At 55.5% G+C, this 12,796-nt stretch carries 8 protein-coding genes; all 8 read left to right on the forward strand.

Annotation, left to right across the window (positions count from 1 at the left end):
- The first annotated feature begins 373 nt into the window (after nucleotides 1–373).
- The gene (putP, locus tag V5E99_RS13595; protein WP_499802885.1) at nucleotides 374–1,858 is read left to right on the forward strand and encodes a sodium/proline symporter PutP; all 1,485 of its coding nucleotides are present in this window, start codon (nucleotides 374–376) and stop codon (nucleotides 1,856–1,858) included.
- Between the two features lie 375 nt (nucleotides 1,859–2,233).
- Nucleotides 2,234–5,278, forward strand: coding sequence for a type VI secretion system Vgr family protein (locus V5E99_RS13600; RefSeq protein WP_499802886.1), 3,045 nt, complete (start codon nucleotides 2,234–2,236; stop codon nucleotides 5,276–5,278).
- Nucleotides 5,279–5,283: 5 nt separating this feature from the next.
- The gene (locus V5E99_RS13605; RefSeq protein WP_499802887.1) at nucleotides 5,284–5,661 is read left to right on the forward strand and encodes a hypothetical protein; all 378 of its coding nucleotides are present in this window, start codon (nucleotides 5,284–5,286) and stop codon (nucleotides 5,659–5,661) included.
- 80 nt (nucleotides 5,662–5,741) lie between these two features.
- Nucleotides 5,742–6,134 carry a hypothetical protein gene (locus tag V5E99_RS13610; RefSeq protein ID WP_499802888.1) on the forward strand — a complete coding sequence of 131 codons (393 nt, stop codon included), beginning with the start codon at nucleotides 5,742–5,744 and terminating at the stop codon, nucleotides 6,132–6,134.
- 81 nt (nucleotides 6,135–6,215) lie between these two features.
- Nucleotides 6,216–6,605 carry a hypothetical protein gene (locus V5E99_RS13615; protein WP_499802889.1) on the forward strand — a complete coding sequence of 130 codons (390 nt, stop codon included), beginning with the start codon at nucleotides 6,216–6,218 and terminating at the stop codon, nucleotides 6,603–6,605.
- 91 nt (nucleotides 6,606–6,696) lie between these two features.
- Nucleotides 6,697–7,428, forward strand: a complete 732-nt coding sequence (locus tag V5E99_RS13620; protein ID WP_499802890.1) for a DUF4123 domain-containing protein — start codon at nucleotides 6,697–6,699, stop codon at nucleotides 7,426–7,428.
- Nucleotides 7,428–12,197 carry an RHS repeat-associated core domain-containing protein gene (locus V5E99_RS13625; protein ID WP_499802891.1) on the forward strand — a complete coding sequence of 1,590 codons (4,770 nt, stop codon included), beginning with the start codon at nucleotides 7,428–7,430 and terminating at the stop codon, nucleotides 12,195–12,197. The genes V5E99_RS13620 and V5E99_RS13625 overlap by 1 nt, the downstream gene beginning before the upstream one ends.
- Nucleotides 12,197–12,556, forward strand: a complete 360-nt coding sequence (locus tag V5E99_RS13630; protein WP_499802892.1) for a hypothetical protein — start codon at nucleotides 12,197–12,199, stop codon at nucleotides 12,554–12,556. The genes V5E99_RS13625 and V5E99_RS13630 overlap by 1 nt, the downstream gene beginning before the upstream one ends.
- The last annotated feature ends 240 nt before the right edge of the window (nucleotides 12,557–12,796 follow it).

Consider the following 12,796-nt stretch of genomic DNA (forward strand, 5'->3'; position numbering starts at 1 on the left):
TTTTTTGTCGGAATAATCCGCAGCTCGTCAGGAATTAAATTCCGGTACGAACGTACCGCTCCTGCTTGGTGCTTTTACTTCTAGCCAAACCTGTTTACTGCCCTAAAAGGGAGCAAAAACAGGGCTTTTTCACGAATATCCGACTGGGTGCAACTTATTCTCAAGAAATGGGTTGCACCTTATTTAGGTTGTTGAATAGGATTCGCGCCCAAGGTGCAACCGGTCAAAAAAGACAGGTGCACCGGCTGATGGCTTTCCTGGGGAAACATCAGTCATAAATGCGCGGGGCTGGAAATCGTTTCAACAAACGTTGTCGTTTGTCGGCATTTCACACTTCGCCGCTACATAAAAACAAAGCCAGGGCATCACTCCAATGAGCGTAAGTAATCCAACTCTGATCACGTTCGTGATCTACATCGCAGCCATGGTGCTGATCGGCTTCATGGCCTATCGCTCCACCAACAACCTTTCTGACTACATCCTGGGCGGTCGCAGCCTGGGCAGCGTCGTGACTGCATTGTCCGCCGGCGCCTCCGACATGAGCGGCTGGTTGTTGATGGGCTTGCCGGGCGCGATCTATATGTCCGGCCTTTCCGAAAGCTGGATCGCCATTGGCCTGATCATCGGTGCCTATCTGAACTGGCTGTTCGTGGCCGGTCGTCTGCGGGTACAAACCGAGCACAACGGCGATGCGCTGACCCTGCCGGACTACTTCTCCAGCCGCTTTGAAGACAAAAGCGGTCTGCTGCGGATCATTTCCGCGGTCGTGATCCTGGTGTTCTTCACCATCTATTGCGCGTCCGGCATCGTCGCCGGCGCCCGTCTGTTCGAAAGCACCTTCGGCATGTCCTACGAGACAGCGCTGTGGGCCGGTGCGGCGGCGACAATTGCCTACACCTTCGTCGGCGGTTTCCTGGCCGTGAGCTGGACCGATACCGTACAAGCCACGCTGATGATCTTCGCCCTGTTGCTGACGCCGATCATCGTGCTGCTGGCCACCGGTGGCGTCGACACCACGTTCCTGGCCATCGAAGCGAAAGATCCAAGCAACTTCGACATGCTGAAAAACACCTCCTTCATCGGCATCATCTCGCTGATGGGCTGGGGCCTGGGCTACTTCGGCCAGCCGCACATCCTGGCGCGTTTCATGGCGGCGGATTCGGTCAAGTCGATTGCCAAGGCTCGTCGAATCTCCATGACCTGGATGATCCTGTGCCTGGGCGGCACCGTCGCTGTAGGCTTTTTCGGTATCGCCTACTTCTCGGCGCACCCTGAACTGGCCGGTCCTGTTACCGAAAACCACGAACGTGTGTTTATCGAACTGGCGAAAATCCTCTTCAACCCATGGGTTGCCGGTGTGTTGCTGTCGGCCATTCTGGCTGCCGTGATGAGCACCCTGAGCTGCCAGTTGCTGGTGTGCTCGAGCGCCCTGACCGAAGACTTCTACAAGACCTTCCTGCGTAAAACCGCTTCCCAGGTTGAGCTGGTCTGGGTCGGCCGCGCCATGGTGTTGCTGGTTGCGCTGATCGCTATCGCGTTGGCCGCCAACCCGACCAACCGTGTTCTGGGGCTGGTCAGCTACGCTTGGGCCGGTTTCGGTGCCGCGTTCGGCCCGGTTGTGCTGATCTCGGTGATCTGGAAAGACATGACCCGTGACGGCGCACTGGCCGGCATTCTGGTGGGTGCGATCACCGTGATTGTCTGGAAGCATTTTGAGCTGCTGGGCCTGTACGAAATTATCCCGGGCTTCATCTTCGCCAGCCTGGCGATCTACATCGTCAGCAAACTGGGCGAACCGACCAAAGGCATGCTGATGCGCTTTGATGCGGCTGAGAAAGATTACCGCTTGAACAAGTGATGGGGCGGGGCTGAGGCTCCGATTCTTCGCTTATAAAAACGGCTCGTCTCCTGTTGGAGGCGGGCCGTTTTTTTTGCCGGTAATGGTCGTGAGTGTTCGTTCTGGCGCCATCGCGGGCAAGCCTTGCTCCTACAAGTAGGAGGTTGTGCTCGTCATTTCGGTTGACTGCGAATCTGTAGGAGCAAGGCTTGCCCGCGAAGCGGTCCTCCGCTTAAACATGCCGCCTAAGAAGCGAATGTCTGTAGCCAAAACAACCAATTTCCGAAGGGAAAATCCGCCGTGCAAGTAGGGGAAATCTGATTTTCCTGCCCTCCGCTCATCCCCCCGCATTGCTCATGCAGAATCGCCCGCCTTCATTCTGCAGAGACACATCGGATGTTCGCGCCTGCCAATCAACCGCGTTTCACGTTGACCCTCGACGGCGTCGAGAATGAGCTCAAGGTGCTTGAGTTCACGGGCAAGGAAGCCATCAGCCAACCCTTCCGTTTTGACCTGGAACTGGTCAGCGAACGACCGGACCTCGAGCTGGAAAACCTCCTGCACCGTCAGGCATTTCTGAGTTTCGACGGGCAAGGTTCCGGCATTCACGGTCAGATTTATCGCGTCGGCCAAGGGGACTCGGGTAAACGTCTGACACGCTATCAAGTCAGCCTGGTCCCGCGTTTGACCTACCTCGGGCAGCGCATCAATCAGCGGATCTTCCAGCACAAAAGCGTGCCGGCGATCATCACGCAGGTCCTCAAGGATCACGGCATTCAGCGCGATGCCTTTGAATTTCAACTTGGCAGTGATTACCCCGAGCGCGAGTACTGCGTGCAGTACGCGGAAAGCGATCTGGTGTTCATCCAGCGGCTGTGCGCCGAGATCGGCATTCACTTCCATTTCCAGCACAGCCTCGATGGGCATTTGTTGGTGTTCGGCGACGACCAAACGGTATTTCCGCGCCTGGCCGAGCCCACGTTGTACCTGCCCGGCAGCGGCATGGCCGCGAGCGCCCCGGCGATCAAACGGTTCAACGTGCGCCTGGAGACACGGACTACAACCGTCACTCTGCGGGACTACAACTTTCAGAAACCTCGACTGCCACTCGAAAGCCGCGTCGACAGCGAGCAACGCCCGGTGCTGGAGGATTACCACTTTCCCGGTCAATTCAGCGACCGCGACTCCGGCAAGCAGCTGACCCGGCGAACTCTGGAGCGCCATGGCGCGGACTACCGTCAGGCTGAAGGTCTCGGCGATGAATCCGCGCTGGTCAGCGGCCATTTCTTGCAACTGGCCGAGCACCCGCGCCAGGCCTGGAATGACCTGTGGCTGATCACGGAGATCCAGCACCGTGGCCGTCAACCGCAAGTGCTGGAAGAGTCCGTTTCTGACGGCGATGAATTCCAAGGCTATCGCAATACTTTTCTGGCCACGCCGTGGGATATTTCGTTTCGCCCGCCGCTGGGGCCGGACAAGCCGCGAATGTTCGGCTATCAATCCGCTGTGGTCACCGGCCCGACCGATAGCGAAATCCATTGCGACGAATATGGCCGGGTCAAAGTCCAGCTCGCCTGGGACCGCGACGGCGAACTCAATGAGCATTCCAGTTGCTGGCTAAGGGTCGCCACCGGTTGGGCCCACGACCGTTACGGCAGCGTGCTGATTCCACGGGTCGGCATGGAAGTGCTGGTGGGGTTCGTCGACGGCGACGCCGACAAACCACTGGTGATGGGCTGCCTGCCGAACGCCGCGACCCCCGTGCCGCTGGACCTGCCGGCCGACAAGACCCGCAGCATTTTCCGCAGCCAGAGCAGTCCCGGCGGCGGTGGCTACAACGAGTTGCGCATCGAAGATCGCAAAGGTGCCGAGGAAATTTACCTGCGCGCCCAGCGAAATTTCACTCAGCACGTACTGAATGATCAGCGGGTGCAGGTGGATAACGACCGCAGCATCGTCGTCACCGGCATCGCCCGGCATGAGTTGAAGGCCGAGGAGCAACGCACCACCCACGGCCAGCGCCAGACCGAAGTGAAGCTGGACGACCACTTGCTGGTCAGGGGTGACCAACATATTCGCGTCACCAGCCAACGCCTCAATGCCAGTCAGCACATCCACATTAGTGCCGGTCAGCAAGTGGTGATCGACGGTGGCCTCAGCGGGAGTCTTCAGGCCGGAGGGCAGTGGATCAACATAGGGCCGGGCGGGATTTTCAGCAGCGTACCGATCCAGGTCGGCGGCACGCCGATGGCAGCCATGGCGGCTGCGCCGATTTCGCCGGATGCACCGTCAAAACTGGCCGCAGCCCCGGCGGCGCCGCTCAGCCCCGCGCAGGAGCAGAGCCTGAAAAGCGATGCGCCGTTTTGTGAAGAGTGCGAGCGTTGCAAGGAGGGGATATGTCCTACGCCGAATACGTTGGCCGGTGGATCAAAGGCCTCATCCGCAGCCCCCGCTTCAACCGTCGAGCCGGGTTTCCACATTGTCGAGCAGGGCATGTCTCGGTCTGCACTTGAGTCGTTATTGTTTGCGCAACCGGAGCCTGCGGTACTGGAGAAATTCCGCAGTCTTAATCCACAACTCACTGAGTTCGCCAAACCCGGTCAATTGGTTGTCCTCAGCGATCCGCGCAACACGCAATGCACCCGTGAAGAAGCGTTGTTGATGGAGGCCGCGCAAAAAGTCGATGCGGCGCTGGAACCGTTGAGCGATGCCGAGGCTGAGTTTATGGCGCGGCATCGTGGGGAAATTGAAACGTTTCTTTCGCAGGGTTCGACGGGGGTTGGTATTGGTGCGGCGATGTTTGGCCAGCACTTGGGTAACTTATCAAGCACTCTTCAGGAACTTGAGAAGTCACATCAGCGCACGTTCGATAAGCATGGAAAACTTCAGGGTGCGGAGTTCTTTGCTGAGCGTAAACGGTTGATGACACAACTTGATAACAGCCTTGGGCCATTGGTACGCAAAGGTGTGGGCATTGCCGATCATCCAAAACTGAAAAGCGCATTGGGGATTTCAAGTCGTAGCCTTGTTCATCATTGGAGTAAGGCAGGGTCGGCGGGAGGGATTCCGGGGTACGCGACGCATATTGATGGGGTGGCCAAGGCAAGTAAGGTGATCAAGTTGGGCGGGTGGGTAGGGGTTGGGTTACAAGCCGCTGCATCCGGGCTTAAAGTGAAAGAGACTTGTCGAGTTGGTAAAGAAGAAGCCTGTCGTAAGGTAAGGTTTACGGAGGCGGGTAAGTTTGGTGGGATCCTCGCAGGAGGGTACGTCGGTGTATACGCGGGTGGTGCAGCGTGCATCGCGATAGGCGCTGGTACTGTAGGTCTCGGCGGAATTGCATGCGGAGTTGTTATGGCTGGGTTAGGCGTTGCCGTTTTCGGAGAGGAACTAGGTAGCGCGGGCGAGATAACTGGGGAGCTAGTATACGAGGCAATAAAGTGAGGACAGTGCCTGAAACTGTATTTATATTGGGTGGTATGGTTCTGATTGTCTCGATTCTGTCTGTGATGTTTGTCTTTTTATACATGGCTTACTTTCGTATGGATAGGATTTTAAAGAATCTCGAAAACTCCCATGCCATATTGATAAAAAAAAGGTCGTTGGGTGTGGACCCAGTCAGTCGATTATTGCTTATGAATTGTATTAGTTCACTATTCGTCTTTTCTCGGCAGGCGGTGAAAAGTGGTGATATGAGCTTGGAGGATTATGAGAGGTTTCCAGCGGGGCTGAAGCGCATGATTGAATTTTGCGGCCGTTCAATGATTGTGCTGACTGCTGTTACCGTGATGTTTATAACGATTGGAAAGTATCAGGGGTGGTTGTGATTTTTTAGGGTTTTTTGCGGAGTGGATGGCGGGATTGCAGGATAGAAGAATGGAGAAATAATTTATGGGAAAATCTATCAGTGACGAACGATGATGAGATTTGGCTCGTTCTGACCGTTGGTGGCTTGTTTTTTGGATTGGGTTTTATATCCATTGTTGGTTATATCTATCTTTGTTTTTTCCAGATGAAGAAAGTTATAGGTTCTTTGAGCAATTCTCATGGCGTGCTGGTGAGGAAGTCTTTTTTTAAGGGTGGTTTTTTTGCGATTTACTTTTTGCTGACTTGTGTAGGTTCTTTTTTGGTATTTCCGTCTTGGGCGATCAAGGGAGGCGCCTTGGATGAGAAGGATTATCTGAATTTTCCTAGAGATTTACTTGGGATGATTCGCTTTTTTTACATTGCATCACTTGGAAGTGGTGTGGCGATGATTGTGTTATTGATCGGTTGCAAATATATGGGGTGGATTGAGTAATTTAGGTATTGAACTAAATAAATCTGTCCCTGATCCAGGGCTGGAGAAAGAGGGGCGGAGAAATGATGTACGAGGTCAAAAATGAGAACTGAAGCAGAGACAGCATTCCTTCTGAGTGGTCTGGTTTTGATCGTTCTTATTTTACTGGTCACATTAGCTATGTTGTATGTCGCTTACTTTTATGCTGAGGAGATATTGAAGAATCTGAGTAACTCTCCAGCGGCTATTGCTAGAAAAAGCTTATTGGGGTGGGATCCGTTTGGTCGCTTTCTCTTCATTAGTTGCGTGGGTTCGTTATTTATTTTTTCGCGAAATTCTTTGAGGAATGGAGATCTCAATGCGGTGGACTACGAGTGCTTCCCGGTTGGGTTGCGACGGAAGATTAAGGTCGTCAACGGGTTGATGTTGGTGTTGGGTGTGATTTCCATAATTGGAGTGACCGTTGGTAAGTTTAAAGGCTGGCTAGAGTAGTGTTTCACCCCGGCTTCTAAAACCTTTTATTTGAATGTTGTTTTAAATAACAGCGCATTCGATCCCTTCGAGCGCTGCGAGAGCGTTCGTCATGAATACAGTAACTCCCAGTCATTGGCTGCAACTTCGGCCGTTAGAAAATGATGAAAAACTGTTCGCAATCTTCAGTAATGCCAGTGCGGCAGAACCTTTCAAGGCCTGGCGGCACTCAATCACTGCGCAATCCCCGAGCCCGATATGGGCGGATACGGTTTACGCCGAGTGGGAATCGGTGATGCCTTTTGTGGGAATCGTCGCCGCTGACTGTGAGTTTCTGGAGTGGATTGCCAACACGGAATCTTGCGATTGGGGTTGGCTGGCAGTGTCTTCCGCCAGCCAGGAAGCGCTGGTCGAGCACTTTCGCTCCCTGACGCAAGCGTTGCTGCCTAACGGTAACGCGGTGTTTTTTCGGTTCTGGGACGGGCGCTATCTGCTGCCGATTCTGCAATCCACCGAGGTTGATTCCGCGCAATTGCTGCCAGTGATCGGGCGTTGCCTGATCAATGGTCAAGCCCTCGACATCGGTGGCCGTGCGCTGAAAAGCACCCAGGTTTTTCCATGGTGGCAAGTCCCGGCAACGCTGCTGAATCAACTCGCCGCGCAGTCCGCCGTCACCCGAATCAACAACTTGCTCAAGTGGTTGAGCGAAGACCGTCCGGACCTGTTCGAGGCGTTTTCCGAGAGTGTTTTACGGCGCAAGGTCGCGGGTTTTCTTGAGTTGCCCGGCCTGCCTCAGGCACCGAAACAAGCCTTGGTTGATTACTTGATGGCGGAGCTGAATTGATGGACCCAATCACGCGTATCGAGCAGGCGCTCGACAGTTTTCCGAACACCCTTTCCCTGTATCGAGAGCAACTGAAACATTGGTTTAACCGGGCGGCGGACCAAGCCAGTCGGGTGGCGGATTTGCCTTCGTTGATGGGGATGGAGCGGATTATCAAACTGGGTAATACCAGTACCGCCGTCAGCAGCAGTGACGACGATTTTTTCTCCAGTGTTGCGCAGTGTCCGGCAAGCGGAATTCTGGAAATCGAGAGCAAGTTCGAATCGGTGTATGACGTTCCCGTGGGGGATATTCAGGTCGATGTAATTGCCCAGGAGGACGGAAAAAGTACGCCGGTCACGCTCGATAAAAATGGCAAAGGACAGTTCAACGGTGAGCCCGGCAAGTTCTACCGCGTTCACGTTCACAGCGAAGTGACAGCGGCGCAAGTTGATGAGTTGTTCGGCGCCTATGACGGGCTGAGTCAGGAGTTGGAAAACTGGCTGCGCAAGGAGTGGCAAGGGTTTAAGCCGCAGTGGTCGCAGTCGACATCGGTGGCGGTGGGCAATGGATTGCTCGCGGGCAGTTGGGCGGCCGTCGAGGCTGTCTGGGATGGGATCGGTGAGCTGACCGACATCCTGAAAGACCCGCATGCCTTCGCAGACAGGCTCGGCGAGAGCGCCGGGGAACTGGCCAAACTGGCCGAAAGTGCGCCGGACCTGATGGAAAAAGCCATGTTGCTGGCCAGCGACGAGGCGGCACTGTGCCTGCTCATGCGTACCGCGACGTTATGGCTGGAGGCGTTACCGCCCTCGCAACTGGCCGGGTCTTCTGCCGAGGCGATTTCCAAGCTTGTGGTTCAACTGGTCATCGACCTGTTGATTGGTCTGGTATTGAGTGTGGTCGGGGTTGGCATTGCCTGGCTGACGGTGCGGCTGGTGAAGTACGGCGCAACAATTGCCCAGGCCGCCATGGGGTTTGTGAAGGCGATGGTCACGATCATCAATAACTTCATGGCGTACGTCGACCGCTACAAAAAAGTCGCCGCCCGAGGCATCGCCGCTGGCATGAAAAAAGGCCGGATGCAATTGCGCTGGAATGGTCGCAAGAACACCGTACTGAAAAACGATGAACATCACCTTGATGCGCCGCATCAAGCGAAAAACCCCAACGGCGAGAGCGCCGATTCAGCGGACAGAACCGCTACCAACAACTGCCCGGTCTCGATGGTTACCGGCGAAGAACTGCTGACCCTGACCGATGGCACGCTCGACGGAATCCTGCCCTTCGACTTCACTCGCCTCTACCGCACCAGCGCCGCCGAAATCGACAGCGGCCTCGGTTTCGGCTGGAGCCACAGCCTCGCCCATCGGTTGGTCATCGACGGCGAAAACGTCATTTGGATCGACCACGAAAACCGCCGCACCACGTTTCCGCTGCCGAACACCGAACGTCCGGCGATCCACAACAGCCTGTCGCGAGCGGCGATTTACCTGGGCGATGACCCCGAAGAGCTGATCCTCGCCCAGGCCGGCGACGAGACCCGTTTCTATCACTTTCATAGCGGTTTTCTGACAGCGATCAGCGACGGGTACGACAACCGTCTGCACATCACCCGCGACCGCCAGGACCGCATCAAACGCCTCGATAACGGTGCGGGTCGGGCCTTGCTGTTGCGCTATGAGCGCGCCCATTTGACCGCGCTCGATTACCAGGCTTTTCGTCCCGCCGACACACTCGATGAGGCGTGGCACACCGAGCAGACGCTGGTCAGTTACGACTACGACGAACGCAATCAACTGATCGCCGCCATCAATGCCGCCGGCGAAAGCGAGCGCTACGACTACGACGATCAGCACGTCATCCTGCAACGGCAACTCACCGGTGGGGCGAGTTTCTTCTGGGAGTGGGAAAGGTCCGGCAAGGCTGCGCGATGCATCCGACATTGGGCGTCGTTTTCGCAGATGGACACGAAGTACATCTGGGATGACCAGGGCGGCGTTGTGGTTAAAAACGTCGATGGCAGTGAAGAAGTGTATGTCCACGACGACCGGGCGCGGCTGGTGCGCAAGGTCGAACTCGATGGCGGCCAGCACCTCAAGTCCTACGACGATAACGGGCGGCTGATTGCCGAGCAGAACGCGCTCGGCGCGATGACGGAATACCACTACGACGAAGTCGGACGCCTGGTGGCGCTGATTCCACCGCAAGACGAGCCAACGTCCTACGAGTATCGCAACGGTTTCCTGCATGCGCGGTGTCGCGGCGATGCCGTGTGGAAGTATCAGCGCAACGCCCAGGGCGACGTCATTGAAGCGACCGATCCTGATGGGCAGGTCACGCACTATTTCTACGATGCCCAGGGGCGTGTGCTGTCGATCCGCTATCCGGACACCAGTCGGCATGTATTCGTCTGGAACCGTTTGGGGCAATTGGTCGAAGAAACGTTGCCGGATGGCGGCAAACGACAGTTTTCCTACGACGTGCTGGGCCGAAGGACGACGCGCCAGGACGAACACGGCGCCGTTACCCGCTACCAGTGGGACGCCGTTGGCCGACTGATCCACACGACACTTCCTACAGGTGCCACCCGCGCGTTCAGTTACAACGCCTACGGCCAGATCACCGCCGAGCAAGACGAACTCGGCCGCGTTACGCGTTATGAATACGCCGACGATTTGCACCTGGTCAGTCGCCGGATCAATCCCGACGGCACGCAGCTCAAGTACCGCTACGACAACGCGCAACTGCTGCTGACAGAAATCGAAAACGAATCCGGCGAACGCTATCGGCTGGACTACACGTCGAACGGATTGATCCGACAGGAAACCGGCTTCGACGGGCAGCGCACGGCGTATGCCTACGACCTGAATGGCCAACTGCTGGAGAAAACCGAGTTCGGTGCTGACGGCTCGCAGTTGATCACCCGCTACGAGCGCGATTCGGCCGGGCGCCTGTTGGTCAAAACCTTGCCGGATGGCATCAAGGTCCACTACCGCTACGACAGCCTTGGGCGCTTGGTCAGCGTCGAGGATGGCCACGACCATCCGCTGGAGTTCGAATACGACCGGCAAGACCGACTCATCACCGAGCACCAGGGCTGGGGCACTTTGCGTTATGGCTACGACGCCTGCGGCCAGCTCAACCACCTGCGCCTGCCGGACAACAGCAAACTCGACTACCACCACGCCAAGGGCGGCGCACTCAGCGCCATCGACCTCAACGGTTCACGGCTGACCACCCACCAATTCGAATTCGGCCGTGAGCGAAAACGTCAACAAGGCCTGCTGCTCAGCGAATATGCCTACGACGATCAGGGGCGTTTGAAGGCCCATGCTGTCAGCCAACAGCAACGATCGCTGTATCGGCGCGATTATGCCTACAGCGCCAACGGCAATCTCGACCACATCACCGACACCCGCCACGGCCAGCGCAGCTATCAATATGACGCGCTCAATCGCCTGATCCGCGTCCGCCACTCCCGCGACCACCAACCGGAAAGCTTCGCCCACGACCCGGCGGGCAACCTGTTGATGCAGGACCGGCCGGGTGCGGCGAAGGTTTCGGGCAATCGCCTGCTGCTGCAAGGCGACCGGCATTACGACTACGACGCCTTTGGCAACCTGATCCGCGAACGGCGCGGCACCGCACAAAAACTCGTCACCGAGTACCGCTATGACTGCCAACACCGACTGATCGGCGTCACCACCCCGGACGGACGCTGTACGAAATATCGCTACGACGCCTTCGGTCGCCGCCTCGCCAAAACCGTCGACGGCAAAACCACCGAATTCTTCTGGCAAGGCGACCAGGTCGTCGCCGAAAGCAGCCGCGAACACTACCGCAGCTACGTCTACGAACCCGGCACCTTCCGCCCACTGGCCATGCTCGACGGCAAAGGCCCGCGCAAGGCCTGCCCGTTCTACTACCACCTCGACCACCTCGGCACCCCGCAGGAACTGACGGACTACGGCGGCGAAATCGTCTGGGCGGCGAAGTACAACGCCTACGGCAAAGTCACCGGCCTGACCCATGGCGGCGGTGAACAACTTGAACAACCGTTGCGGTTTCAAGGGCAGTACTTCGATGCGGAGTCGGGACTGCATTACAACCGGCATCGGTACTATGATCCGGACATTGGCCGGTACCTGACGCCTGACCCGATCAAGTTGGCGGGTGGGCTGAACCAGTACCAGTACACGCCGAACCCGACGGGGTGGGTTGATCCGTTGGGGCTGAGCTGTCCGCCGCCGGATAAGGCGGGTTGTAAGGTGCCGGGGGATGCGACTGGCGCTAGGGTTGATGAGGGTGAGCCTGCGCTGCCGAAGATGACGGTAGAGCAGCGACGAGCAAGAATTGATGAGTTATCAGAGTCGGTTTTTTATAGGCGCTTGAAGGAAATGGAAGAGTCGATTGATGGTGCCCATTTTCAGCAGAAACATGGAGCACAAACAACCCTGCAATCCCAGCTTGATCGGGTTAAGGAAGGCAAAAATCCCACGACAGGCGAAATAGAAAGGTACGAGAAAGGAAAGAAAAAAGGCGAGCCCGTCATCCCCTCGGCCGCGACGCGTTTTCTCAGTCATCGCGATCAATTTAATGCAATACAACGTGCCCAGTTAATTTTTAGGCAAAGTGGTATAGATGCTTCACGACAACCTATTGAAATGGGTAAAAAAATAGGTGAAGGATTTAAAAGGGAAGGACTACAGTATGGTGAACAGACTAGAGCGATTGTCATACTAGGAAAAGATGGTAAAGCTAAAACTTCATACACGGAATTTGACTGATGAATAGACCCTACACGCTGTGGAGTATACGAGGTCTGCTTTTTGTTTTTGATATTGAAAATACGCATGATGTGGAACGGGAGGAGATTATCGTTTCGAAGAATGTAAATGATGACAAAGAACTTTCCGAACTTTTTGACGCCTTGCTACGCTCGGAATTTTTTATTTATAGTGAGCAAGAACGCATTGCATTAATCGAAACCTTGTCCTATTTTTTAGAGGCGGGTGATAGTTTTGACGAGGTTTTTTCAAAAATGGACACGTATTTTGATGATGATGTTAAAGATCAAAGGCGGTTTATGGCAGTTCTCATTAGTTGTTTGGAGCGGTATCAAAGTCAAGGAAATGGCAATAATTAATCTCTGCTATAAAGGGGCGGATTTAATTTTGCTACTGGTTTCGGAAGGTGTTTTTAGCATTGATAAGGGTAGTAAGTAGATCTGACTCACTTTCGCTTTGCTTTTTAAGTGTTTTGTTATGGACGGTTTTTGAATAATGACATTGTTAACAGCTATTAGAAAATGGATTTCGATAGTGCGAGGTACGTATAAGAGCCGGGCAGATAGTTCGGGCTCTGCTGCTCAGCAACAAACCGCTAG

Source organism: Janthinobacterium sp. LPB2021202312-11-4, from assembly GCF_037049705.1.
In the GTDB taxonomy this organism is placed as follows: Bacteria; Pseudomonadota; Gammaproteobacteria; order Pseudomonadales; family Pseudomonadaceae; genus Aquipseudomonas.

Bases quoted from the DNA above. Each gene is read 5' to 3' on its own strand.
- V5E99_RS13615 (WP_499802889.1), top strand. From the start codon at position 6,216: ATGAGAACTGAAGCAGAGACAGCATTCCTTCTGAGTGGTCTGGTTTTG.
- putP (WP_499802885.1), top strand. From the start codon at position 374: ATGAGCGTAAGTAATCCAACTCTGATCACGTTCGTGATCTACATCGCA.
- V5E99_RS13620 (WP_499802890.1), top strand. From the start codon at position 6,697: ATGAATACAGTAACTCCCAGTCATTGGCTGCAACTTCGGCCGTTAGAA.
- V5E99_RS13625 (WP_499802891.1), top strand. From the start codon at position 7,428: ATGGACCCAATCACGCGTATCGAGCAGGCGCTCGACAGTTTTCCGAAC.
- V5E99_RS13600 (WP_499802886.1), top strand. From the start codon at position 2,234: ATGTTCGCGCCTGCCAATCAACCGCGTTTCACGTTGACCCTCGACGGC.
- V5E99_RS13630 (WP_499802892.1), top strand. From the start codon at position 12,197: ATGAATAGACCCTACACGCTGTGGAGTATACGAGGTCTGCTTTTTGTT.